The sequence below is a fragment of the Stenotrophomonas sp. WZN-1 genome (assembly GCF_002192255.1).
Classification (GTDB): domain Bacteria; phylum Pseudomonadota; class Gammaproteobacteria; order Xanthomonadales; family Xanthomonadaceae; genus Stenotrophomonas.
In genome coordinates this window covers 326,140-350,755 of sequence record NZ_CP021768.1, presented here as the reverse complement: position 1 = coordinate 350,755, position 24,616 = coordinate 326,140, and the positions used below count along the sequence as shown (strand labels likewise).

25 protein-coding genes are annotated in these 24,616 nt (G+C 67.6%); 16 read left to right on the top strand and 9 right to left on the bottom strand.

From position 1 onward, the window contains the following. The first annotated feature begins 177 nt into the window (after positions 1–177). The gene (locus tag CCR98_RS01580; RefSeq protein WP_049444589.1) at positions 178–567 is read left to right on the top strand and encodes a DUF6165 family protein; all 390 of its coding nucleotides are present in this window, start codon (positions 178–180) and stop codon (positions 565–567) included. Between the two features lie 6 nt (positions 568–573). Here CCR98_RS01580 and CCR98_RS01575 read toward each other — a convergent pair whose 3' ends face one another. Together CCR98_RS01575 and CCR98_RS01570 are read right to left on the bottom strand one after the other, a co-directional pair. Then, positions 574–1,257 carry a response regulator transcription factor gene (locus CCR98_RS01575; protein ID WP_198361049.1) on the bottom strand — a complete coding sequence of 228 codons (684 nt, stop codon included), beginning with the start codon at positions 1,255–1,257 and terminating at the stop codon, positions 574–576. Positions 1,258–1,455: 198 nt separating this feature from the next. Continuing rightward, positions 1,456–2,028, bottom strand: coding sequence for an Ax21 family protein (locus CCR98_RS01570; RefSeq protein ID WP_014035687.1), 573 nt, complete (start codon positions 2,026–2,028; stop codon positions 1,456–1,458). Between the two features lie 209 nt (positions 2,029–2,237). On the opposite strand from CCR98_RS01570, the gene CCR98_RS01565 reads away from it, so the two are divergent. Further along, positions 2,238–4,640, top strand: a complete 2,403-nt coding sequence (locus CCR98_RS01565) for a DPP IV N-terminal domain-containing protein (protein ID WP_087921257.1) — start codon at positions 2,238–2,240, stop codon at positions 4,638–4,640. A gap of 91 nt (positions 4,641–4,731) precedes the next feature. Then, entirely contained in the window at positions 4,732–5,091 is a 360-nt protein-coding gene (locus CCR98_RS01560; protein ID WP_049455507.1) for a DUF1428 domain-containing protein, read from the top strand. A 15-nt stretch (positions 5,092–5,106) separates the two neighbouring features. Here the strand turns inward: CCR98_RS01560 and CCR98_RS01555 are convergent, their stop codons facing one another. Together CCR98_RS01555 and CCR98_RS01550 are read right to left on the bottom strand one after the other, a co-directional pair. Continuing rightward, positions 5,107–5,790, bottom strand: coding sequence for a hypothetical protein (locus CCR98_RS01555; protein WP_087921256.1), 684 nt, complete (start codon positions 5,788–5,790; stop codon positions 5,107–5,109). A gap of 108 nt (positions 5,791–5,898) precedes the next feature. Further along, a complete protein-coding gene (locus tag CCR98_RS01550) occupies positions 5,899–6,807 on the bottom strand; it encodes a histone (protein ID WP_087921255.1) in 909 nt (302 codons plus the stop codon). A 490-nt stretch (positions 6,808–7,297) separates the two neighbouring features. Between CCR98_RS01550 and CCR98_RS01545 the strand changes: the two genes are divergently transcribed. The 9 genes from CCR98_RS01545 to CCR98_RS01505 all read left to right on the top strand — a co-directional run bounded on the left by CCR98_RS01545 (position 7,298) and on the right by CCR98_RS01505 (position 15,201). Next, complete coding sequence (locus tag CCR98_RS01545) at positions 7,298–8,731, top strand: Do family serine endopeptidase (RefSeq protein WP_087921254.1); 1,434 nt, start codon at positions 7,298–7,300, stop codon at positions 8,729–8,731. A 101-nt stretch (positions 8,732–8,832) separates the two neighbouring features. Next, the gene (locus CCR98_RS01540; protein ID WP_004153835.1) at positions 8,833–9,198 is read left to right on the top strand and encodes a hypothetical protein; all 366 of its coding nucleotides are present in this window, start codon (positions 8,833–8,835) and stop codon (positions 9,196–9,198) included. Between the two features lie 8 nt (positions 9,199–9,206). Then, positions 9,207–9,677: a phage holin family protein gene (locus CCR98_RS01535; protein ID WP_004153834.1), complete on the top strand. Its 471-nt coding sequence runs from the start codon at positions 9,207–9,209 to the stop codon at positions 9,675–9,677. Further along, positions 9,674–10,129 carry a protein sip-5 gene (locus tag CCR98_RS01530; protein ID WP_087921253.1) on the top strand — a complete coding sequence of 152 codons (456 nt, stop codon included), beginning with the start codon at positions 9,674–9,676 and terminating at the stop codon, positions 10,127–10,129. Before CCR98_RS01535 ends, CCR98_RS01530 begins: the two co-directional genes overlap by 4 nt. Before the next feature lie 67 nt (positions 10,130–10,196). Continuing rightward, entirely contained in the window at positions 10,197–11,306 is a 1,110-nt protein-coding gene (locus CCR98_RS01525) for an AI-2E family transporter (RefSeq protein WP_087921252.1), read from the top strand. Between the two features lie 31 nt (positions 11,307–11,337). Next, a complete protein-coding gene (locus tag CCR98_RS01520; protein ID WP_087921251.1) occupies positions 11,338–12,057 on the top strand; it encodes an HAD-IA family hydrolase in 720 nt (239 codons plus the stop codon). A gap of 3 nt (positions 12,058–12,060) precedes the next feature. Then, entirely contained in the window at positions 12,061–13,428 is a 1,368-nt protein-coding gene (locus tag CCR98_RS01515; protein WP_087921250.1) for a M17 family metallopeptidase, read from the top strand. Positions 13,429–13,564: 136 nt separating this feature from the next. Continuing rightward, the gene (locus CCR98_RS01510) at positions 13,565–14,668 is read left to right on the top strand and encodes a catalase family peroxidase (protein WP_087921249.1); all 1,104 of its coding nucleotides are present in this window, start codon (positions 13,565–13,567) and stop codon (positions 14,666–14,668) included. Continuing rightward, entirely contained in the window at positions 14,665–15,201 is a 537-nt protein-coding gene (locus CCR98_RS01505; protein WP_087921248.1) for a cytochrome b, read from the top strand. The genes CCR98_RS01510 and CCR98_RS01505 overlap by 4 nt, the downstream gene beginning before the upstream one ends. Before the next feature lie 664 nt (positions 15,202–15,865). Here the strand turns inward: CCR98_RS01505 and CCR98_RS01500 are convergent. From CCR98_RS01500 to CCR98_RS01485, 4 genes are read right to left on the bottom strand one after another with little or no spacing between them, the layout of a single operon-like run. Beyond that, the gene (locus tag CCR98_RS01500) at positions 15,866–16,468 is read right to left on the bottom strand and encodes a response regulator transcription factor (protein ID WP_014645643.1); all 603 of its coding nucleotides are present in this window, start codon (positions 16,466–16,468) and stop codon (positions 15,866–15,868) included. After that, on the bottom strand, positions 16,465–17,679 hold the full coding sequence (locus CCR98_RS01495; protein WP_087921247.1) for a sensor histidine kinase: 1,215 nt from the start codon (positions 17,677–17,679) through the stop codon (positions 16,465–16,467). The genes CCR98_RS01500 and CCR98_RS01495 overlap by 4 nt, the downstream gene beginning before the upstream one ends. Positions 17,680–17,685: 6 nt before the next feature. Then, a complete protein-coding gene (locus CCR98_RS01490) occupies positions 17,686–18,462 on the bottom strand; it encodes an ABC transporter permease (RefSeq protein ID WP_087921246.1) in 777 nt (258 codons plus the stop codon). Then, positions 18,459–19,355 carry an ABC transporter ATP-binding protein gene (locus tag CCR98_RS01485; RefSeq protein ID WP_087921245.1) on the bottom strand — a complete coding sequence of 299 codons (897 nt, stop codon included), beginning with the start codon at positions 19,353–19,355 and terminating at the stop codon, positions 18,459–18,461. Before CCR98_RS01485 ends, CCR98_RS01490 begins: the two co-directional genes overlap by 4 nt. A 202-nt stretch (positions 19,356–19,557) precedes the next feature. Between CCR98_RS01485 and CCR98_RS01480 the strand changes: the two genes are divergently transcribed. The 4 genes from CCR98_RS01480 to CCR98_RS01465 all read left to right on the top strand — a co-directional run bounded on the left by CCR98_RS01480 (position 19,558) and on the right by CCR98_RS01465 (position 24,105). Continuing rightward, complete coding sequence (locus CCR98_RS01480; protein ID WP_087921244.1) at positions 19,558–20,805, top strand: efflux RND transporter periplasmic adaptor subunit; 1,248 nt, start codon at positions 19,558–19,560, stop codon at positions 20,803–20,805. 102 nt (positions 20,806–20,907) lie between these two features. Further along, entirely contained in the window at positions 20,908–21,597 is a 690-nt protein-coding gene (locus CCR98_RS01475; RefSeq protein ID WP_087921243.1) for an ABC transporter ATP-binding protein, read from the top strand. Positions 21,598–21,611: 14 nt separating this feature from the next. Then, positions 21,612–22,769, top strand: coding sequence for an ABC transporter permease (locus CCR98_RS01470; RefSeq protein ID WP_014035671.1), 1,158 nt, complete (start codon positions 21,612–21,614; stop codon positions 22,767–22,769). Between the two features lie 13 nt (positions 22,770–22,782). After that, positions 22,783–24,105 carry an ABC transporter permease gene (locus CCR98_RS01465; RefSeq protein WP_087921242.1) on the top strand — a complete coding sequence of 441 codons (1,323 nt, stop codon included), beginning with the start codon at positions 22,783–22,785 and terminating at the stop codon, positions 24,103–24,105. Positions 24,106–24,179: 74 nt separating this feature from the next. On the opposite strand, the gene CCR98_RS01460 is transcribed toward CCR98_RS01465, so the two are convergent. After that, positions 24,180–24,479: a YrhB domain-containing protein gene (locus tag CCR98_RS01460; RefSeq protein ID WP_087921241.1), complete on the bottom strand. Its 300-nt coding sequence runs from the start codon at positions 24,477–24,479 to the stop codon at positions 24,180–24,182. Positions 24,480–24,616: the final 137 nt, after the last annotated feature.

Below are 24,616 nucleotides of genomic sequence, written 5' to 3'. Positions count from 1 at the left end.
GCACTGTGTTCCTCGTCGAAGGCGGTCAGGCCGCCGGGATGGCAGTGTCCAGTGCGTGGCCGTAACGGATCGAGGGTGCGGCCCGGCCCGCGGCGCAAATTCGGCGTAAATCCCGTGGAAGGAGGCCATGTGCCGGCGGCGCGGTATCATGACGCCTTGTTTCCAGGAACCAACCGCGTGGACGCCATCCTGACCCCGGTATCGATCGGCGAGCTGATCGACAAGATCACCATTCTCGAGATCAAGGCCGAGCGCATCAACGATGCCGCCAAGCTGGCCAACGTGCGCACCGAGCTGGACGGCCTGCTGCCCTTGTTGCAGCAGCAGCTGCAGGCACAGCCGGCGCTGGCCGTGCTGAAGCAGCAGCTGAAGGCGATCAACGAGCGCATGTGGGACATCCAGGACCAGCTGCGCGACAAGGAAGCGGCCCAGGTGTTCGACGATGCCTTCATCCAGCTGGCACGCGGTGTCTATGGCACCAATGGCGAGCGCGTGCAGGTGAAGAACGAGATCAACCGCGTGGCCGGTTCGGCGCTGGTGGAAGAAAAGCAGTACCAGGGCGAGTAACGCCGCTCATCCGCATTCCAGCAGGTGGCGGAAGCGGAACAGGTCACCGTCTCCGCGGATGCCAAGCTTGCGGTAGGCCGAGGTTTTCTGCGAGCTGATCGTGCTGGCCGAACGCCCCGATCGCAGGGCCATTTCGCTGGTGCTGACCCCTTTCAGCACCAGCCCGAGTACTTCCCGTTCGCGCTGGCTCAGCGGCGCCAGTGCCGGGGTCGGCGTTCTGCGTGCACGCGTGCGCGGCAGGTTCAGTTCCGCGCGCAGTTCCGGTGGCACGAAGCGTCCTCCCCGGGCGACCACATCAATGGCACGCAGCAACAGGTCCGGCGGCGTCGACTTGGACAGGAAGCCGCGCGCACCGGCACGCATCGCGGTGGCCACCGTGCTGGCATTGCAGTGCGCCGAGAGCACCAGCACCGGCAGCGCCGGCCAGCGCTGCGACAGCACGCGCAACAGGGCCAATCCATCGCCCAGGTCGCCCATCGGCAGCGCATCGATCAGCAGCAGGTCCACGCATGCCGGGCTGCGCTCCAGCAGCTGCAGCAGGTGCGCCTCGCTGGACAGGCTTACCCGGACCTGCACGCCACTGTGCTGGCGCAGCAGTACTTCCACCCCCAAACGCAGCACCGGGTGCGGGTCCAGCAGGGCGAGGCGTCGTGGCCGATCAGCCAGCAGGGGCGGGAGGGTCGGTGGCATCGCGGCCTGTCCAGGCAACATGGGGCATCCACCGTAGGTCGGTGCCCGCAGCGGCGGAATCCAATTCCTTGCAATGGTCGGCCCGCCAACCCGGGCAGTCAGACAGCGTTCCGGTTTGCCACGCCGCAAACGCAACAGGCCCGGCAAATGCCGGGCCTGTTGAAGCGTCTCCAGCGCGGAATCGCGCCGGGGCAGCAATTACCAGCTGAAACGCGGGCCGACGGTGTATTCCTTGTCGCCGTGGCGGTTCATCTTCAGCTCGCCATTCAGGCCCCAGTTCTGGTTCAGCTTGACCTGACCACCCAGGCGGCCGTACCACTGGCCATCCGGATTGACGCCGTGCTTCTTGGCGTAGTCTTCGTAGCCGACCATGCCGTAGACCTCGGCGTGGGCGCCGAAGGCAGTGCGGATACCGGCTTCGGCGCTGTAGCCGTTGAAGTCCAGACCGTGCTTCGGGTCGAACTTCTGGTAGGCAACGCGGGCAACGAAGTCGGTGCTCGGAGCGATCTCAACGTTGTAGCCGGCACCGATCTTCCACTGGTCAACCTTCAGGTTGGTGTGGTCGATTTCCTGGCGGCTGTATTCGCCGAAGGCGTGGAAGTTCGGCAGGAAGCCGTAGGAACCCTTCACGCCCCAGCCATCCGCCTTGATGCCATCGACGTCGGTCTTGGCGTAGTCGGCTTCGGCGTAGTTGTAGGACAGGTTCTCAGCAGCCGAGGCGGTGAACGGCAGGGCAGCGGCCAGGGCCAGAGCAATCAGCGAATTCTTCATGGGGGTACACCTTTACTTTCTTATGGTGTGCAGCAGCGCCAGGGCGCCATCGCATCGGGAATGTAAATTCTCCGTTATTCGCCACAACGCTCCCTGAAAACAGCACTCTTCGCATTGCTGAATTTTTTGCCTTGATTCAGGCTGCGTCTGGCATACGCGCGTGGCGCGCGTGCAGTTGAACCCGTCGACGATTGCAACAGGAGGTTGCCTTGCACGTGCCTGCCCCGCTGCGGTTCCCGTTCTACGCCGCCATCCTGGCCTTCACCGGCGTGTTTTCCATCGCATCGGCGCAGCCGCTGCAGCCCTCCGACTACCAGCGCGCCGAACGCGTGCACGACAGCCATCTGCGCGGTGCACTGCGCAATGCTTCGATCATGCCGAACTGGTTGGCCGATGGCCGCTTCTGGTACGAGCGCGAAGATGCGCAGGGCCGACGCCAGGTGGTCCTGGTCGATCCAGCACAGACCACCCGCCAGACCCTGTTCGAACCGGACGCACTGGACACTGCGGTTGCGCCCTTCGGGGCCAGCGGGCCACGCCTGCGCCTGGCCAGCGTGCAGGTGACGGACGATGGCCTGCGCCTGCGTTTCAGCGGGGAGATGCCGATCGATTGCCAATGGCCACGCTGGCAATGCGTGCGGTCGCAGGATGCAATGCCGCCGGCAGATGCGCTGCCTTCGCCCGCTGGCGATGCGTGGCTGCAGGTGCGCGACCAGAATCTATGGCTGCAATCGCGCGGATCGGCAGCACAAGTGCTGACCACCGGCGGTGAACCCGGCCATGGTTATGGCGTACTGCCGGACTTCACCCTGCGTGGCATTCCACGCCGCCAGGGCCGGATGCCGGCGCGGCCGTTCGCGGTCGGCTGGTCACCGGACGGCCGCTACGTGGCCGGCATCCGCTACGACGAACGTGCGCTGCAGGACTACCCCTATCTGGAAAGCACGCCGGCCAACAGCGCGCGCCCACGCGTGCATACGGTGAAGCTGGGGCTGCTGGGCGACGCACAACAGGTACGCGACAGCCTGTATGTGGTCGATACCCGCAGCGGCAGGCAGCACGACATCGCGCTGCCCGAAGGCTGGAACACCCTGAGCGAGGCCGGCATCCTGGGCTGGGACGGTGGCCGCCTGTATGCCGTGATCGCGCACTTCGGCGCGCCACGGCGCCTGCGCCTGGTGGAGATCGAAGCCAGCAGCGGTGCACTGCGCACCGTGCTGGAGGAGGCCAGCGATACCCGCCTGCAGCTCAACGTGTATTCGTACAACCGGCCAGCGGTGGCCATCCTGCCCGGGCAGGACACGGCCGTGTGGTTCTCGCAGCGCGATGGCTGGGGCCATCTGTACCGGGTGCGCCTGTCCGACGGCAAGGTGCTGCGCCAGCTGACGCGTGGCCGTTGGGCTGTGCGTGACCTGCTGGGCGTGGACGCTGCGCACGACTGGGCGTATTTCAGCGCCGGCGGTGTCGAGGACGGCGATCCCTACGTGCGCGGCCTGTACCGGGTTCCGCTGCGCGGCGGACCGGTGCAGCGACTGGCCGCCGATGGCAGCGACCATCTGGCCGATGCCGGCACCGGTGCGCTGTTCGGCGGGCGTGCTCCCCAGGCGCTGTCGCCTGGCGGTGGCTATCTGGTGGATACCGTTTCCCGTCTCGACCAGCCACCACGCACCGTGCTGCGGGCCAGCGATGACGGCCGTGAAGTGATGGTGCTGGAAACAGCGGATGACGGCGCGATCATTGCTGCCGGCTGGCGCCCACCACGGCGCGAACGGCTGCTGGCCGCCGATGGGCGAACGCCGATCTTCGCCACCGTCTACCTGCCCCGCGACTATCGCGATGACGGCGGCTTCCCGGTGATCGATGCGATGTACGGCGGTGCCTTCATCAGCAATGCGCCGGTTACCTATGCCGAAGCCGTATCGGCGTTGAATCCCGTCTCGCGCGCCAGCCTGGCCGAACTGGGCTTCGTGGTGGTCAGCATCGATGCGCGCGGCACCGGCGGCCGCGACAAGGCGTTCCATGACAGCAGCTTCCTGCACGCAGCCGATGTGCAGCTGGATGACCACGTGGCTGCACTGCGCCAGCTGGGCGAACGCTACCGGGGCATCGATCTGCAGCGGGTGGGTATCTATGGGCACTCGTTCGGCGGCTACAGTGCGGCGCGTGCTCTCCTGCGCTACCCGGCGTTCTACAAGGTGGGCGTGGCTTCGGCTGGCAGCCACAACTTCCAGGGCATGTACGGCGGCGCGCTGCACGGCATGGATCGGCTGTTCGCGGGCCTGCTGCCGGCCACGGCCATGGCCGGAGGCGTGCCGGTGCCCTTTGCCGGGCTCGACAATGCAGCGCTGGCCGGCAACCTGCGCGGGCATCTGCTGCTGGTCTACGGCGAACTGGACGAGAACGCTCCGCCGGCACTGACCCTGCAACTGGCTGCGGCCCTGAACACGGCCCAGCGCCGCTACGACCTGCTGTATCTGGCCCGGCAGGACCACGAACTGTTCCGCAACGACGCCACCTACACGCACCGCATGTGGGACTACTTCGTGCGCCACCTGGCCGGCCGGGAACCGCCGGAGACGATGCTGGCGCCGCTCCCGGGTGGCCCGGGCTGAACAGGCACACGCGGGATGTCGATCCCCGACGCGCTGGTTCGTCGGGTACTTGAAGGCCGTGCATGTGGCACGGTCCATCCGGAGGCAGGCAATGAGCTACATCGATGGTTTCGTCCTGGCGGTGCCCACCGCCAACAAGGAGAAGTTCCTCGCCCACGCACGCACTGGTGATCCCGTTTTCATCGAGTACGGCGCGCTGCGCGTGGTCGAGTGCTGGGGCGATGACGTGCCGCACGGCAAGACCACCGATTTCTTCGGCGCGGTAAAAGCCACGCCGGATGAGACGGTGGTGTTTTCCTGGATCGAATGGCCGGACAAGCCGACCCGCGACGCCGGCATGAAGAAGATGATGGAGGACCCGCGGTTTGATCCAGCGAAGAATCCGATGCCGTTCGACGGCGCGCGGATGATCTACGGCGGCTTCGTGCCGCTCTACGAGCTGACGCGCTGAACCCGGCGGACGTGCTCAGCGCGCGTCCGTTTCATCGCTGGCAGACGCATGGCCGGCGCCCAGTGCGGCGCCGGCACCCAGGCCCATGCCGCCCATGCCGGCACCCATTCCGCCGCCACCGCCGCCACTGCGGGCGCCCTTGGCATCGCCGTCGTTGCGGCCCTTGCCACCGCCGCTGGCACCGGGCCGGGTCGGCCCCTGCGGTGGAATCTGCAGGTCGGCCGGGATCGGCGCGAGGTCCAACGCTTCGCGCACGAAATCGCGCAGCGAGACCACCAGGTCGTGGATGTGTACCGCTCGCCCCTGCGCCAGTTCATTGGCCGCGCGCGCGGCCAGCCGCACCTGTTCGTCGGTGCCCAGCAGCAGGATGTCCGACAGTGCGGCCTCGACGGCATCGCGGATGCGGCGAGCACGGTCCGAGCGGGGCTCGGCGATGCCCTCGGCATCTTCGCGCTGGCGCAGGTCACGGCGATGGCTGGGATCCACGCCCAGCTCGCCGGTGAACGAACCGCCCAGGGTCTTGTAGGCAGCCATCAGCGTGCGCAGCCGTTCGTTGATCTGCCGGTTCTCGCGCTCGCGGCGCTGCTGCAGGGTCTGCATCACCAGCAGGCGGATGCCCACGCCCAGCAGGGTGATCAGGACCAGGCCGGCCAACGTGGACAGTACGCCCTGCCAGGAACTGAAGTCGATACCGCGCATGCCGGGGGCTCCTGCAGGAAGAACCTGCATCTTGCCCCAGACCGTGCCCCAGAAACGCGAAAGGCCCCACCACCCGGTGGGGTGGCAGGGCCTTCGGCCACGGCGCGATTACTTGCGCTTGGCGGCCTTGCGCACGGCCTTCTTGGCCGGAGCCTTCTTGGCGGCGACCTTCTTCAGCGGCGCAGCCTTCTTGGCGACCGCCTTGCGGGTGGCGGCAACCTTCTTGCCCACCGCGTTCTTGCCGACAGCCTTCTTGGCGACGGCGGCCTTCTTGCCGACCGCCTTCTTGGCGACGGCAGCCTTCTTGCCGACGGCCTTCTTGGCGACGGCAGCCTTCTTGCCGACCACCTTCTTGGCAGCCGCGGTCTTCTTGGTGGCGACCTTCTTGGTGGAGGCAACCTTCTTGCCGACAACCTTCTTCGCAGCCACGGCCTTCTTGCCGGCGACCTTCTTGGCGGCGACGGTCTTCTTGGCCACAGCCTTCTTGGCGGTAGCAACCTTCTTGCCGACGACCTTCTTGGCGGCCGCGGTCTTCTTGGCAACGGTCTTCTTCGCGACGGCGGCCTTCTTGGTGGCGGCCTTCTTCACCGTGGCGACCTTCTTGCCGGCAGCCTTGGTGGCGGCCTTGGTGGTCTTCTTCGCAGCAGCGGCCTTCTTGGTCACAGCCTTGCCCGCAGCGGCCTTCTTCTTGGCCACTTCCTTCTTCAGGGCAGCGGCTTCGGCCTTGGCATTCTTCTTGGCGGCTTCCAGCTTCTTCTTGGCGTTGGCAACGGTCTTGCCGACCGACTTGGCGGCCTTCTCGGCCTTCTTGGCAACGGTCTTCTCGACCTTGGCCACAGCCTTCTTGGCCTTGGCAACGCGCGTACCGGCAGCCTTGGTGGCGCGCTTGACGGTCTTCTTGACCGACTTCACGGCGTCTTCGGCGGCGTGGGCGATGGTCTCGCCGACGTTGGTGGCGGTTTCTTTGACGTTCTCGACGGCGTCGGTCACGACCGACACACCATTACCGTTGCTCATGTTGCCCTCCTGCGGGCCTTAAGTATCAAAACGGGGCGATGCTATACCGACATTGACGATCGTGGAACGGGGCACGCGCCCGCAATCGCATCTGATGCGACGGCCATGGTGTAGCCCACCGCTGCCGCAACGGCGATGGGTTTTCAGGAAACCCCTTTTTTTAAGGACTACGCCACATCCAGCGCGCGTTCGAAGATGGCCGTTGCGTGCCGTTGCACGGATGCGGCATCCGATGCGTGTTGTGGCGCATTGCGGCACCTGGTTGCGCGGAACTGCGCAGGTATCGGTCTGTGTCCGCGCGCCAAGCGATCGTCTTCGCGGGTGCAGGCGTCGCCCGTGTGGTGTCGCCACCGCCTCGCTGTCAGCCTCCGCACGCTCCTTTCGCAGCCTGCGGTTTTCATGGCGCATTTATCCAGACCGCGACACACTCGTTCAGCCTGTTTTACCGTAGGGCCGAACCGCCCCCACCCACGCCAGCGAACCGACTCCCATGCGACCGCTTCCCACCCTGCTTACGCTCGCAATCGCCGCCGCCTTCGGTGGCTTCGTTGCCACCGGCATCAATGCCCACCTGGACAACCGGGCCGATGCCGCACCGCTGCCAGCGGTCTTGCCAACCAGCGCTGCACTGCCGGCCTCGGTGGCCGGGCAGGCGGTGCCATCGCTGGCGCCGATGCTGGAAAAGGCGATGCCGGCGGTGGTCAGCGTCAACACCAAGCAGGTGGTGCGCGTGCGCAACCCCTTCTTCAACGACCCGTTCTTCCGCCGCCTGTTCCCGGACATCCCGCAGGAGCGCATCAACGAATCGCTCGGCTCCGGCGTGATCATCGACGCCAAGGAAGGCCTGGTGCTGACCAACCACCATGTCATCGAGAACGCCGATGACGTGCAGGTGACACTGGCCGACGGGCGCACGGTGAAGGCCGAGTTCCTCGGTTCGGACCGTGATACCGACATCGCGCTGATCCGCATCCCGGCGCAGAACCTGACCGACATCAAGCTCGGCAACAGCGACCAGCTGCGGGTAGGCGACTTCGTGGTGGCCATCGGCAACCCGTTCGGCTTCAGCCAGACGGTCACCTCGGGCATCGTCTCGGCGGTGGGCCGCAGCGGCATCCGTGGCCTGGGCTACCAGAACTTCATCCAGACCGATGCGTCGATCAACCCCGGTAACTCCGGCGGTGCGCTGGTCGACCTGCAGGGCCAGCTGGTCGGCATCAATACCGCCAGCTTCAACCCGCAGGGCAGCATGGCCGGCAACATCGGCCTGGGCCTGGCGATTCCGTCCAATCTGGCGCGCAGCGTGGTCGACCAGCTGGTCAAGCACGGGGTGGTGGTGCGCGGCACGCTGGGCGTGGAGAGCCAGAACCTGACCTCGCAGATCGCGCAGGGGCTGGGCCTGGGCGAAACGCGGGGTGCGCTGATCACCCGCGTGCTGGCCGGCTCGGCCGCCGCCGCGGCCGGACTGAAGCCGGGCGACGTGGTCGTCTCGGCCAACGGCCAGCGCGTGGACAGCGCCGAAGCCCTGCACAACGTCGAAGGCCTGGCGGCGGTCGGCAGTCCGCTGGCGCTGGACGTCCGCCGCGAAGGCAAGCCACTGCAGATCAAGGCAACGCTGAAGGAACAGGCGCGTGCGGTCACCGGTGAGAGCCTGGACCCGCGGCTGACCGGTGCCACCTTCGTCGACCTGCCCGAGTCGCTGCGGCAGTCGGGCGTCGGCGGCGTGCTGGTCAGCGAGGTCAAGCGCGGCAGCCGCGCGGCGATCAACGGCCTGCAGCAGGGCGATATCATCACCGACGCCACCGTGGGTGAATTCGCCGACCTGGCCAGCTGGCGAGCCAATTTCCAGCAACGCCCGCCGACCCTGGTGGTGCGCGTGCTGCGCAACAATGGCCAGCAGCAGGGCCAGCTCGTGATGCGCTGATCGCCCAGCCGTAACACCCCCTATACCCCGGCAATGCTATTGCTGTCAGTCCAGGTCGGCACCGCCGACACCCGTTCCCCCATCGCAACAGGAGTGATTCGATGAGCCCCACCAATACCGAGAACCTGAAGGAACACCTGGGTGAAGCCGGTTCCCACCTGAAGCAGGCCGCCACGGCCGCCGGCGGTGCGATCAAGGGCGCAACCGGTGCCGCGACCGACGAACTGCGCATCGGCAAGGCCAACGTCAAGGCTGAACTGTCCGACAGCGCGCTGTCCGGCCTGGCCGCCGCCGAGTTCGGCGGTGCCGCTGCCAAGGAACAGGTCGACGCGTTGATGGACAAGGGCAAGGATCTGATCGACAGCGCGGCCGAACTGATCCGCGAGCGCCCGCTGGCCTCGTTCGGCGTCGCCTTCGCTGCCGGCTGGATCATCGCCAAGCTGGCCCGCGGCAGCAGCGACAAGTAAGCCGCGGCGTGAGCGAAGACAACGCGCAAGCCCCTGATCCGGCGGCCACCCCGCCGCTGGATGAGAGCATCCGCCAGGTCGGCGCGGCCGGTCGTGCCGCCGCCGATTCGGCCAAGCATTCACTGCGGTCGCTGCGCCGCCTGGCCTCGGCCGACTTCGCGCTGGCACGCAGCGCGTTCGGTCGTGCGCTGGCCTGGGCCGGCGTGGCGATCGTGTTCGGTGCGTCGGCGTGGTTGCTGATGGCCGCCACCCTCATCGCCCTGCTGCAGAGCTGGGGCCTGAGCTGGCTGCAGGCGCTGCTGATCACCTCGTTGCTGAGCCTGGCCGTCACCGGCTATGCGATCTGGCGGGTGTCCTACTTCTTCCACCACACCGGCATGCACGCCACCCGGCGCCAGCTGTCACGCCTGGGCCTGTTCGACGAGCCCAGCGAAGACGACCCCGATGCCGATGTGCAGTTGCCGGAGGGCAAGCCATGAAGTTCGGTGCGCTGCAGCGGCGGGTGAAACGCTGCGAACAGGTGGTGACCGTGCGCCTGGTCGAGACCCAGGACCACTGGTCCACGCTCAGCCAGGTCTGGCGCCAGGGCTGGTCGCCACTGCGCATCGTGGTGGTCGGCCTGGCCGGTGGCTTCATTGCCGGCAAGCTGGAAGTGCCGGGCAAGGCCAACGGTGCCCGCTGGCTGCAGATGGTGGGTTCGGTCTCGAACCTGTTTGCCAGCGCGCAGGCTGCCTTCGCCACGGCGATGGCGGCGCAGGCGGCCGCCACCGCCGACGACGCGGCCGAAGAAGCCGGCGAGGCCAGCGAACAGGCTTCAGCGGCGGCCTCCGCTGCTGAAGCACCGGCTGCACCGGCACCACGCCCGGAACCCGAACCGGAACTGCGCGAACCGCGCCCGGCCGAAGCGGCCACCGAGCTGTCCGAACGTTGATTCACGGCATCCGCCGCGCCGATCGCGGCCGGCGGATAATGCGCTCCCCTTCCCGGCTGGTGCGTCGATGAGCGAGTCCCTCCTGTCCCCGTCACCGGCCGATCCGCAGCATGCGGAAGCGCCGCTGCCGCCCCCCTCGCGCCCGCGCGGGCCAATGTCGCTGGTGGTGCTGGCAACCCTGGCGGTGGGCTACACGCTGTGGGCGGCGCAGGACATCATCCTGCCGGTGCTGCTGGCGATATTCTTCGCGCTGGTCGGCAACCCGATCCTGCGCCTGCTGCAGAAGCTGTGGATTCCGCGTGCGCTGGGCGCACTGCTGATCCTCGGTGCGGGCCTGGGCGTGACCGGTTCGCTGGCGGTGCAGTTGATCGGCCCGGCGATGGAATGGGCGCAGGAAGCACCGCAGCAGCTGCGCAAGGTTGCCCGCCAGGTGCAGGACCTGACCAAGCCGGTGCAGCAGGCCAACCAGGCCGCGGAAAACTTCGCCCGTGTTGCCGGTGGCGACAGCAACCGCAAGGTGCAGGTGATCCGCGCCCAGCTGGACGACCCGTACCGCATGCTGACCCGTGCGCCGCGGCTGGCCGCCTCGGTGCTGGCGGTGGTGCTGCTGACCCTGTTCTTCATGATCTACGGGCAGAGCCTGCAGCGCGCGGCGATCGCCCTGTTCCCGAACCGCCAGCAGCAGCGTTTCACCACCGACATCCTGCGTTCGATCGAGCGCGAGGTTTCGCGCTATGTGCTGACCATCAGCGTGATCAACACCCTGGTCGGGCTGGTGTTCGCCGGCATACTGATGCTGCTCGGCATCGGCCTGCAGGAAGCGCTGTTGTGGGGCACGGTGGCCGCACTGCTGAATTTTGCTCCGTATGTGGGTCCGTTGATCGGCGTGGCGCTGATGCTGCTGATGGGCTTCGTGGAATTCCGCGACCCGCTGCAGGCCCTGCTGCCAGCCGCGGCCTATCTGGCCCTGCACACCCTGGAAGGGCAGATGGTGACCCCGATCGTACTGGGCCGGCGCATGAAGCTGTCGCCGCTGGTGCTGATCCTGGCGCTGATGGTGTTCGGCTGGGCCTGGGGCATGATCGGCCTGCTGCTGGCAGTGCCGCTGCTGGTCTGCATCAAGCTGGTGCTGGCGCGACTGGACGGCATGCAGGGCTGGGCCCGGCTGCTGGAATGAAAGCCCGCGCGGGCAGGCGTAGAATGGCGGGGTGAATTTCCCCGTCCAAGCCATCACTCTCGACCTTGACGACACGCTGTGGCCGTTCGCTCCGATCGGCGCCCGCATCGACCTGGTCCTGCACGAGTGGATGCGTGAACACAGCCCCGCCACCGCTGCGATGTATCCGGTGGCGGTGATGCGCGAACTGCGCGAGCGCCTGTACCACGCCCATCCGCACCTCCACCACGACCTGAGCGCGCTGCGCCGGCTGACCCTGCACGAAGCCCTGCACAGCAGCGGCGCCAGCCTCGATCTGCTGGAACCGGCGTATGACGTGTTCTTCGCCGCACGCAACCAGGTCGAGTGCTACCCCGATGCGATCGATGCGTTGGCGCGGATTGCCGCGCGGGTGCCGGTGGCAGCGCTGAGCAATGGCAACGCCGATCTGGAGCGGATCGGCCTGGCCCATCATTTCGCCTTCCAGCTGGGCGCGCGCGAGCACGGCGCAGCCAAGCCCGAGGCGAGCATCTTCCACGCCGCCTGCGCCCGCCTGGGTGTGGCACCGGCACAGGTACTGCATGTCGGCGACCATGCCGAGATGGACGTGGCCGGGGCGATCGCCGCCGGCCTGCGCGGGTGCTGGATCAACCGCGAAGCAGCCACCTGGACCCATCCGCAGCTGCAGCCGGACCTGCAGTTCGACACCCTTACCGGCCTGGCCGACTGGTTGGACGCCAACCTCGACGCCGCCGCATCCCGGAGTACCTGACGCATGAGCGAGATCACTGGTTTCACCACCGACACCGCCGCAGCGCTACCGCTGTACGTGCTGGACCGCGAGCAGTTCGCCGCCTGGAAGGACGGCCAGCCAGCCGCCACCCAGGCCTGGCTGGCATCGCAGGGTTTCACCGCCGGCGCACACAGCGTGGCCCTGCTGCCCGGCACCGATGGCCTGGTCGGTGCGGTGATGGGTGTGGGTGATCGTGGTGATGCCTACAGCTATGCGCATGCCCCGCACGCCCTGCCGGAGGGCAGCGTGTGGCAGCTGGCCAGCGAACTGCCGGCCGCTGAACTGGCCCTGCTGCAGCTGGGCTGGGGCCTGGGCAGCTACCGCTTCGACCGCTACCGCAAGCGCAACCGCGCACCTGCGCGCCTGGTGGCTGAGCCGACCGGCGAAGTGGCCGATCTGATCGCCGCCAGCCTGCGCGTGCGCGACTGGGTCAACACGCCGACCGAAGACATGGGCCCGCAGCAGCTGGAAGACGCCGCACGCGCCCTGGCCGATGCGCATGGCGCGCAGGTCGAAGCGATCACCGGCGATGAGCTGCTGAAGCAGAACTTCCCGGCCATCCACGCCGTGGGCCGTGCATCGCACCGCGCGCCGCGTCTGGTGGTGCTGCGCTGGGGCAAGGACACCGATCCGGCACTGGTGCTGGTCGGCAAGGGCGTGTGCTTCGATACCGGCGGCCTGGACATCAAGCCGGCCGACGGCATGCGCAACATGAAGAAGGACATGGGCGGCGCCGCGCATGCACTGGCGCTGGCCGGCCTGGTGATGGCACGCGGGCTGCCGGTGCGCCTGACCCTGCTGGTGCCGGCGGTGGAAAACGCGATCGGTCCGGATGCCTTCCGCCCGGGCGAAGTGATCGCCACCCGCAAGGGCCTGAGCGTGGAGATCGACAACACCGATGCCGAAGGCCGCGTGATCCTGTGCGATGCGCTGACCTTCGCCGGTGAGCAGAAGCCGGACCTGGTGCTGGACTTCGCCACCCTTACCGGTGCCGCACGCATCGCACTGGGCCCGGACCTGCCGGCGCTCTTCAGCAATGACGACAGCGTGGCCCAGCAGTGGCTGCAGGCCGGCGACGCGACCCGCGACCCGGTCTGGCGCATGCCGTTGTGGCGCCCCTACCTGCGTTACCTGAGCAGCGGCATCGCCGACCTCGCCAACGCCGGTTCGCGCATGGCCGGCTCGGTGACCGCCGCGCTGTACCTCGAGCGTTTCCTGGAAGACGGCCAGCGCTGGGCGCACCTGGACGTGTACGCCTGGAATGATGGCGAACGCCCGGGCCGTCCGGCCGGTGGCGAAGCGCTGGCACTGCGTTCGGCGTGGGCGATGCTGAAGCAGCGCTACAGCTGATCGGGTGGGTGCCGACCGATGGTCGGCACGCCGTCCCCGGCAAATCTGACGAAAAATTGAATTTCGGCCCCGGCCGGGTTCTGCGAGGATGTGTGGGTCGACCACCCACACGCTCCGTGAAGGCAGGAACCCGACCATGTCGCTCTTCCGCTACACCCGCGCCGGCCAGGCAGCGGGCGCTCCGCGCAGGCATTCGCCGCTGCTCTGGATCGCACTGATCGCGCTCATCCTGGGTGCTGTCGCGCTGGCCTTTGCCTGGCTGGCCGGCTGGATTGGCGACCGCCTCACCGCACAGCGCTTCACCGACACCATCGAGGCCACCGGACCGGCCCATCCCGGCTTCCGCCGCGCGCACAGCAAGGGCATCTGCGTGAGCGGCTGGTTCGAACCCAGCGCGCAGGCCCCCACCCTGTCCAGTGCACGGGTGTTCTCGCAACGCCGCGTGCCGGTGATGGGCCGCCTGTCGATCGGCGGCGGCGACCCGTACGGCGCCGACAACACCGCGCGCGTACGCAGCCTCGCAGTGCAGATGGTCAGCGATGATGGCCAGGAATGGCGCATGGCGATGAACAGCTTCCCGTTCTTCGCCGTGCCCAACGCCGAGGCGTTCTACGAGCAGACGCGCGCCTCCATTCCCGACCCGGCTACCGGCAAGCCCGACCCGCAGAAGATGGCCGCGGTGCTGGCCAAGTACCCCAGTGCACAGGCCTTCCAGCAGTGGGCCAAGACGGCGCCGTGGACCAGCAGTTGGGCCGACACCACCTTCAACAGCGTCAACAGCTTCTGGTTCACCAACGCGCAGGGGCAGAAACGCGCGGTGCGCTGGCGCTGGCAACCGCAGGCGCCGGTGGTGGAGATGGATGCGGAAACCCGCAAGCAGGCCAGCGTCGATTTCCTCAGCCAGGAACTGCAGCAGCGCCTGGCCAGCGGCCCGGTGCGCTGGAACCTGGTCGTGACCACCGCCGAGCCCGGCGATGCCATCGATGATCCGTCGGTGCCGTGGCCCGAGTCGCGTGATCAGGTGGTGGCCGGCGTACTCAGCCTGGACCGCATGCAGTCGCAGGAACAGGGCGCGTGCGGGCAGATCAATTTCGATCCGCTGATCCTGCCCAGTGGCGTGCGTGGCAGTGACGATCCGATCCTGGCGGCCCGCTCCGCCGTGTACTCGCAGTCCTTCAACCGCCGCGAACGCGAGCGCGCCACCGGCAACGTCGAGCAACCGAAGGAGGCCGCACGATGAGCACCGGCAACGGCCACTTCAACCTGCTCGCGCGCGTGCTGCACTGGTCCATGGCGCTGATGATCATCGCCATGCTGGTCATCGGCGTGACCATGGTCGCCTCGCTGCACCTGCGGCCGATGCTGATCGACCTGCACCGCCCACTGGGCATCGCCCTCGGCGTACTGGTGCTATTGCGCCTGTACAACCGGCTGCGCCATCGCCCGCCGCCACTGCCGGCGGATCTTCCGGTGTGGCAGGTGATGGCGGCCAAGGCCTCGCACTGGATGCTGTACGCACTGATGCTGGCAATGCCGCTGATCGGCTGGGCGATGCTGTCGGCTGGCGGTTATCCGATCGTGCTGTGGGGCGGCCTGCACCTGCCGCCGATCGTGCCGCATACCCCGGCGCTGTACGCCGCGTTGCGTAACGCGCACAGCCTGCTGGCGTATGTGTTGTTCGCCACGGTACTGATGCATGTGGGTGCGGCGCTGTTCCACCTGTGGGTGCGGCGTGATGGGGTGTTCCAGGCGATGGCGCGCGGGAAGGATTGAGCGGGTTCGCCGGGAGTTCCCGGCGGATCGTTTCCGCGCCCGCGGAGGGGTGTCACTTTCTTTGCTCGTGCAAAGAAAGTAACCAAAGAAACACGCCGCCAGAGCGCGAGCCGGTGCTACGCACCGGTGCCCTGCGCTTCTCGGGGAATCAGGGGACGGCGCCGAACTCGCTGCGCTCAAACACCGGCGCCTCTTCACCCCTGATTCCCCTGCGATGCTCGGCTCGCTCATGGCGGGCCCAAGGTCAAATGCCACAGCTGCACCCAGTAGAACCACGCTATGCGTGGTTGCCGTTGCCGTTGCCGTTGACCTTGACCTTGACCTTGACCTTCCAGTCCGCCTTCAAGCGAGCCGAGCACCGCAGGTCCGGCGAGGGCGAAGAGGTGCGGGTGTCTGAGCGCAGCGAGTTCCCGCACCGTCCCTCGACGGACCGAGGAGCGCAGGGCACCGGCGTGCGAAGCGCACCGGCTCGCGGCCGGCGGAGCGTTTCTTTGGCTACTTTCTTGATGGCGCACATCCATGTGCGCCACCCTACGGGCCGGCTACGCCGTTCCACGCTGCTCCTGCAGCGTGGTGCACGCGCAAAGAAAGTGACACCCCTCCGCGGTCGTGAAAATGATCCGCCGGGCATGGCCCGGCGCTACCGATGCGTTGGGGCACGCCCCTACAGCCATCCCTTCTGCCGCGCCAGCCGGTACGCCTCGATGCGATTGGCCACGCCCAGCTTGCCGATGCATTCGGACAGGTAATTGCGCACCGTACCGTGCGACAACCCCAGCTGCTCGGCGATCTCGCTGGCGGTGCGGCCCTCGCCCGCCAGTCGCAGCACGCGGCGTTCGCGGTCGGTGAGCGGATCGGCCTGCGACCACGCATCCAGCGCCAGCTGCGGGTCGATCGCGCGGATGCCCTGCTTCACCTTGCGCAGGGCGTCGGCCAGGTTCTCAGCCGGTGCGTCCTTCAGCAGGTAGCCCAGCACGCCCGCTTCCAGCGCACGGCGCAGGAAACCGGCACGGGCGAAGGTGGTCACGATCACCACCTTGATCGGCAGTTCGTGGCGGGCGATGCGCTGCGCCAGTTCCAGACCGGACAAGCCGGGCATCTCGATGTCGGTGACCAGGATGTCCGGTTGCAGCTGCTGCAGCATCCGCCACGCGGTTTCGCCATCGGCGGCGCTGCCCAGCACTTCGATATCCGGCTCCAGGCCCAGCAGCGCCGACAGTGCGCCGCGTACCATCGCCTGGTCCTCGGCCAGCAGGATGCGGATCATGCGGCACCGTCCTGCGCCAACGACGTGGACGACAGCGGCGTGGTCGCGGCCATCAACGGCACGCGCACCGTCAGCACGGTGCCCGCCCCGCGCGGCGACTGCAGCGTCAGCTGGCCACCCAGTGCTGCGGCCCGCTCACGCATGCCGCACAGTCCATTGCCCTCGGCCTGCACGCCGCCACGGCCGTCATCGCGTATCTGCATCGCCAACTGTCGTTCCTCAAGCATGAAATCCACCTGTACCCGGGTCGCCTGCGCGTGGCGCACGATGTTGGTTGCCGCCTCGCGCAGCACCAGCGCCAGGCCACGTTCCACGTCCACCGGCATGGCAGGTGGCGCCGTGTACTGCAGATGTACCTGCTGGCATTCCAGCAGCAGGCGTGCCGATGCCAGCTCGCCAGCGAGGTCGCTGGCGCGGATGCCGGTCACCGCACTGCGCACCTGTGCCAGCGCTTCACGGGCGATGTCCTCGGCCTCGCCGATCTCCTGCCGCGCGCGCGCATCACCGCGGTCGTGCAGCTTGCGCGCCAGTTCCAGTTTGAGCGTGATCAGCGACAGGGTATGGCCCAGCAGGTCGTGCAGGTCACGGCCGATACGCTCGCGCTCGGCGGTGGTCGCCAGCCGCCGCACCTCGTCCTGGGACAGCTGCAGTGCAACGTCGCGCTGCTGGCTCAGGGCCTCCACGTTCACCACCAGCCCGACGATGAACGAGACCGCCGGCATCCACACCATGGCCTGCCACGGGTAACCGAAGTACAGCGCGGTGCTGCAGAACAGAAGGTTCAGCCCGGTGAGCTGCAGCAGGTACCGCCACCAGCCGCCGCGGCTGCTCATGCGGATCATCACGCAGCCGAACACGAAATAGCTCAGTCCCGAGGGATACCACGGCAGCAGTACCAGGGCCATCACGATCATGCCCAGCGCATAGCGCCATGCATGGTGCCGTGGCGCCAGCATCACCTTGGCGTAGAACAGCAGGAACAGCGGATAGCTGACCAGGGTCAGCAACAGCCAGCGCAGGGTGAAGCCGTTCCCCAGCACCGGGGTGAGGAAGATCCATACCGACCACAGCAGGTGGATCGCACTGCTCCAGGGCGATTTGCCACGTCGCAGCAGCTCGGCCACTGCCGAATCCGGCGCGGGGCGCAGCAGGGAGGCAAGCCAGCTCGGTGGCACGGGAGGATCCAGGCGGGGACGATCGCTGCCGATCATGCCAGTTCAGCCGATCCGGCGCAGGCGGCGCCGTGCCAACAGCAGCGCCACCACCGTGACCGCCAGCAGCACCAGCAGGTGACCGGCGAGACTGCCGATGGATGGCAGCCCGACCACCGGCAGTGCCAGCTGTGCCAGATGCCAGGTCGGCCACAGCGGTGCCATCGTCGAGAACACCGTGGGCAGCGCCGACAGCGGCAGCCACAGGCCCGACAGCAGGGCCAGCGGCAGGTAGACCAGGTTGACCATCGCTGGCGCCGCACTGGCAGTGACATGGCTGCCGATCAGCAGGCCGATCGCCCCCAGCGGCAGCGCCGCCAATCCTGCCACCGCCAGCAGCTGCAGCACCTGCAGCGCGTGCAGCTGCACGCCACCGAACACGCGCGCCACGCCGATCAGCAACGATGCCACAAGCAGCGCGAACATCACCGCCATGGCCAGCCGTGCCAGCAGCGGTGCTGCGGCCGGCATCGGCAGCGCGCGCTTGAGGGTCAGCAGGCCGCCTTCGCGGTCCAGCGCCAGCTGCACGCCGAAGCCAAACAGTGCCGGCGCCATCGCACCGAACACACAGTAGGTGGCCAGCAGGTACAGCGGCGCGTGACCGCGCCCCAGCAGTACGCCGAACAGCAGGTAGAACAACACCGGGAACAGCAGCGAGGGCACCGCGAACGCCGGCGTGCGCCAGGCCCGGCGCAATTCGGCCAGCAGTTCGGCACGGTAGGGGCGCAGTACCTGCCGCCACACAGGCAGCGGTTGCCCGGCGGTGCGGATCAGCGTGTTCATGCGGCCTCCCGGGTCATGTCGAGGAAGGCGTCGGCCAGCGCTGCGCCCTGTACTTCCAGTTCGCGCAGCTGCGCATCGGCGGCCAGCAGGCGGGCCACCACCGGCTCGGCCGGGCTCGCCAGCAGCTGCAGGTATTCGCCGTCGCGCTGCACCTCCTTTACACCCGGCCACTGCTGCACGTCGTCGGCGGACAGCACACTGCGGCAACGAATCCGGCGCGGCCGGTCGGCCAGGCGCAGCTCGCTCAGCGGGGCATCGGCCAGCACCCGCCCCTGCTCCAGCACCACCACCTGCTGCGCCAATGCTTCGGCCTCCTCCAGGTAATGGGTGGTCAGCAGCACACCGCAGCCTTCGGCCACCAACTGCCGGATCGCCTGCCACATCGCCTGCCGCGCCTGGATGTCCAGGCCGGTGGTGGGCTCATCCAGGAACAGTACGCGTGGGCGGCCACACAGGGCGATGGCGAATTGCACCGCACGCTGCTGGCCGCCGGACAGCCGGCCATAGCGACGGCGCGCCAGCGCCTGCAGGCCAGCGCGCTGCAGCACCTCCTGCAACGGCATCGGGTCGGGATAGCAGGCGCTGGCCTGCGCCACCAGTTCGTCCACCTGCAGCATCGGCGGCAGGCTGGTGCTCTGCAGCATCACGCCCAGGCCGGTACGGCTGGCGCGCTGCTGCGGGTCGCCGCCGAGCAGTTCGACCTGGCCGGCGTCGGCACGGCGCAGGCCCAACAGCACGCTGATCGCGGTACTCTTGCCGGCACCGTTGCGGCCCAGCAATGCCAGCACCTGGCCAGCGCGGACCTGCAGGTCGATGCCATGCAGGGCGGTATGGTCGCGGTAGCGCACCTGCACCTGCTGCAGGCGGGCCAGCGACGGGGCGATCGGATCCATGGGCGGTACCGGTAGCGGGAACGTTGCCATCCTGTGCCGCCGTGGTCACATTTCGCAGTTGCCGCCGTCAGTGTCATCGGGTGACAGCTGTCACTGCCGTCATCGCTGTGCCTGCCTTCATGCTGTGCCGCACGCTCCACCGCCGGAACCGCCGCCGTCCGCTCTTCCGGCCACACCCGCCCGAACGCCTGTGATGGAACGAATGAACGCTTCTGCCGAGCTGTTGAAGGAACTCCGTATCGACCGCAAATCGCCGCCGCCCGCCTCCGGTGGCAGTGGCGGTGGCCGCCGCTGGCTATGGATCGCGATCATCGTGGTCGTGTTGCTGCTGGCCGCTGCGGCCTTCGCCCTGTTCGGCCGCGCGCCGGCGGTGGACGTGGAAACCGCCCCCGCCGTGGCCATCCAGCAGGGCAGCGCCAGCAGTTCGGTGCTCGACGCCAGCGGCTACGTGGTCGCCCGGCGCATGGCCACGGTCTCGGCCAAGATCACCGGCAAGGTGCGCGAGGTCATGATCGAGGAAGGCATGCGCGTGGAGCAGGGCCAGATCATGGCCACGCTGGACCCGATCGATGCCGATGCCCAGCGCAGCCTGTATGCCTCGCAGCTGCAGGCCGCGCGCAGCCAGGTCGCCGGGCTGGAAGCACAGCAGAAGCAGGCTGCCGCCGAAGCCAGCCGCCTGCAGGCACTGGTCGGGCAGCAGCTGGTGTCGCGCTCGCAGTACGACCAGGCCGTGGCCCAGCGCGACAGCCTGCGTGCACAGCTGGACACCGCACAGCGCAACGTCAAGGTTGCCAACGACCAGCTGGCCATCGCCGACCTGGGCGTGGACAACAACATCGTGCGCGCGCCGTTCTCCGGCGTGGTCACCGCCAAGGCAGCGCAACCGGGTGAAATCGTCTCGCCGCTGTCGGCCGGCGGCGGTTTCACCCGTACCGGCATCGGCACCATCGTCGACATGGACTCGCTGGAGATCGAAGTCGAGGTCGGCGAGGCCTTCATCGGCCGCGTGCAGCCGAAGATGCCGGTGGAAGCCACGCTCAACGCCTATCCGGAATGGAAGATTCCCGGCGAGGTGATCGCCATCATCCCCACCGCCGACCGCGGCAAGGCCACGGTGAAGGTGCGCGTGGCACTGAAGGTGAAAGACCCGCGCATCGTGCCGGAGATGGGCGTGCGGGTCAGCTTCCTGGAACAGGCGCAGCCGCAGGCGGCCGCCAAGCCGCAGGGCGTGCGCGTGCCGGCGGGCGCCGTGGTGCAGCGCGAGGGCGCCTCGGTGGCCTTTGTGCTGGGTGACGAGAGCCGCGTGCAGCAGCGCACGGTCGAGGCCGGCCAGGCGATGGGCAAGGACCGCCAGATCCTCAAGGGCGTGAACGCAGGTGAATCGGTGGTGGTGAACCCGCCGGACACCCTGCGCGATGGCGCCAAGGTGCAACAGAAACAAGCCCAGTAACGGCCTGGCGCCTGCGGGCGCCGCCGGCAACACCGCTTGACGCACGCCTGCGGCCATCGCGGGTGCGCTTCCCCGTTTCCCGCCTTCCGTGGAGAACCACCCATGTCGACCCTGGTTTCACTGCGCAACATCACCAAGACCTACCAGCGTGGCCCCGAGAAAGTGCAGGTGCTGCACGGCATCGACCTGGACATCGCCAGCGGCGACTTCGTCGCACTGATGGGCCCGTCCGGCTCGGGCAAGACCACCCTGCTCAACCTGATCGGTGGCCTGGACAATCCCAGCGGCGGCGAGATCAGCATCGAAGGCGAGCGCATCGACCAGATGAGCGGCGGCCAGCTGTCGACCTGGCGCAGCCACCACGTCGGCTTCGTGTTCCAGTTCTACAACCTGATGCCGATGCTGACCGCGCAGAAGAACGTGGAACTGCCGTTGCTGCTGACCCACCTCAATGCCGCGCAGCGCCGCCGCAATGCGGAGATCGCGCTGACCCTGGTCGGCCTGGCCGACCGCCGCAGCCACCGCCCGAATGAACTGTCCGGCGGCCAGCAGCAGCGGGTGGCGATCGCCCGCGCGATCGTCTCCGACCCGACCTTCCTGATCTGCGACGAACCTACCGGCGATCTTGACCGCCAATCGGCCGAGGAGATCCTTGGCCTGCTGCAGCAGCTCAACCGCGAACACGGCAAGACCATCATCATGGTCACCCATGACCCGAAGGCCGCCGAGTACGCCACGCACACAGTGCACCTGGACAAGGGCGAGCTGGCCGAAGCGCCGCTGGCCCACTGACGGAGGCCACGGCGATGAAATACTTCTCGTTGGTGTGGGCGCAGCTGTTCCGCAGCCGTACCCGCACGTTGTTGACCCTGCTCTCCGTGGTGGCCGCGTTCCTGCTGTTCGGCATGCTCGATTCGGTGCGCGTGGCATTCACCTCCGGCGGCAGCGTGGAAGGCGCCAACCGGCTGGTCGTGGCTTCGCGGCTGTCGATCACCCAGTCGCTGCCGATCCGCCTGGAGGCGCAGGTGCGGCAGGTTGCCGGCGTGCGCGACGTGGCCTATGGCATGTGGTTCGGCGGCATCTACCAGGACCCGAAGAACTTCTTCCCGAACTTCTCGGTGTCACCCAACTACTTCGATGTCTACCGCGAGCTGCAGATCGACCCGGCACAGCTGGAAGACTGGAAGCAGACCCGCACCGGTGCCATCGTCGGCGAAACCCTGGCCAAGCAGTTCGGCTGGAAGATCGGCGACACCATCCCGCTGCAGGCAACGATCTTCCCGCGTGGCGGCAGCAACGACTGGCCGTTGGTGCTCAAGGGCATCTACCGCTCCAAGGACCGTGCGCTGGCCGCCAACGAAGAACGCCAGTTGATGATGAACTGGAAGTACTTCGATGAATCCAACGACTACATCAAGAACCAGGTGAGCTGGTACACGGTGACGCTGGACAACCCGGACCACTCCTCGCGGGTGGCGCAGGCGATCGACGCGATTTCGGCCAACTCCGACCACGAGACCAAGACCCAGACCGAATCGGCGTTCCAGCAGGCCTTCGTCAAGCAGTTCGCGGATATCGGCATGATCGTCACCTCGATCATGGGCGCGGTGTTCTTCACCCTGCTGCTGTTGACCGGCAACACCATGGCGCAGGCCGTGCGCGAGCGCGTGCCCGAACTGGCCACGTTGAAGACGCTGGGCTTCAAGGACAGCACCGTGCTGACCCTGGTGATGGTGGAGTCGGTGCTGCTGATCGGCCTGGGCGGCCTGATCGGCATGGGCCTGGCCGCCCTGATCCTGCCGGCGATCGGGCCGAAGAGCATGGGCATGCTGCCGCCGCACGTGCCGACGCCGACCTGGCTGATGGGGCTGGGCCTGATCGTGGTGATCGGCATCATCGTCGGCCTGTTGCCGGCGCTGCGTGCCAAGCGCCTGAAGATCGTCGACGCACTGGCCGGCCGCTGAGGAGAACACAGACATGTTCAAGAGCAAACTCAAGAAGTGGCTGGGCAACGGCGTGACGGTCCTGCTGCTGGTGATCGGCCTGGTGCTGTGGATCAGCCTGCCGTGGATCGGCGTGCTGGCCGTGGCCGTGCTGGTGGCACTGTGGCTGCTGCTGACCCGCGGTGGGCGACTGGCGCTGGCCGCCACCCGCATCGGCGTGGCCAGCCTGCCGCAGCGCTGGGGCGCGTCCTCGGTGATCGTGGTCGGCATCGCCGGCGTGGTCGGCGTGCTGGTGGCGATGCTGGCGATGGGCGAAGGCTTCCAGGCCACGCTCAACAACACCGGCGATGACACCACCGCTATCGTGCTGCGCGGTGGCTCGCAGGCCGAGACCAACTCGGTGATCACCCGCGAGCAGGTACCGATGCTGTCCACCCTGCCCGGCATCAGCCGCGATGCGCAGGGCCGGCCGCTGCTCTCGCCGGAGCTGTCGCAGGTGGTCAACCTGGTGTCCAAGTCCGATGGCACCGACGTCAACGCGCAGTTCCGCGGCGTGGGCCCGCAGGCGTGGGCGGTGCATGACAAGGTCAAGATCGTTGAGGGCCGCAAGTTCGCCACCGGCCTGCGCGAGATCGTGGTTGGCCAGGGCGCCAAGGGCCAGTTCCGCGACATGGAGGTCGGCAAGACGCTGACCCTGGGCAACCAGACCTGGACCGTGGTGGGTGTGTTCGCCACCGGTGACGCGCATGATTCAGAACTGTGGACCGACGCCGATACGCTGGCCACCACCTACCAGCGCAGTGCCTGGCAGTCGATCAGCGTGCGCACCGAGGGCAAGGCCGGCTTCGAGCAGTTCAAGACGGCCGTCGCCGCCGACCCGCGCCTGAAGCTGGACGTGGAAACCACCCGCGTCTACTACAGCAAGCAGGGCGGCGGGCTGACCAAGCTGATCGACATCCTCGGCAAGGTGATCGGCACCATCATGGCGGTGGGTGCGGTGTTCGGCGCACTCAACACCATGTACGCGGCAGTGGCCACGCGCGCGCGCGAAATCGCCACCATGCGCGCGATCGGCTTCCGCGGACTGCCGGTGGTGACGGCGGTGATGCTGGAGACGATGCTGCTGGCCCTGCTCGGCGGCCTGCTCGGTTGCGCTGTGGCGTGGCTGCTGTTCAATGGCTACAGCGTGTCCACCATCGGCAGTAACTTCAGCGCAGTGGTGTTCAAGTTCCACGTATCGCCGGAACTGCTGTGGACCGGCCTGAAATGGGCATTGGGCATCGGCCTGGTCGGCGGCCTGTTCCCGGCACTGCGCGCAGCACGTTTGCCGATCACCACGGCGCTGCGCGAAACCTGAGCATCACGCAGCGACAGACTGCGCATCACGCAGGGGGACGGAGCGAAGGCTTCGTCCCTTTTTCGTTCCTGGACTCAGGAATCCACCGCTGCAGCATCGGATGGCGGGCGCCGCTGGGCCAGATGCTGGCGAAGCGCCTCCTCCGGCGCGCACGCAGTGCCCAACGCGTGCTGCTCGCCCGTATGCCGGTCGACGAAGATCGGTCCATTGCCGGCCAGCGCATCCGAGATCTCGCCGGATTGCAGGTAGCGCAGCGACTGGAAACCGAACAGCCAGCCTTCGACCACTTCATGCTCGTGCGTGATGGCAACCGGCTCATCGTCGCTGGCAAGTGCAGCCTCCACGCGGCGGCGTGCTTCTTCGAGCTGGATCATTCCTTCATCTCCTGCCTTCGACGAAATCGCGAAGAGCATTTCATGCACGCAGGCGCATCACAACTGAAGATGCACCTGCGCATGGCCGCGCACTGCGACGTGTTGTCGCAACCGCTCAAGCATGCCGGGTTTGTGCC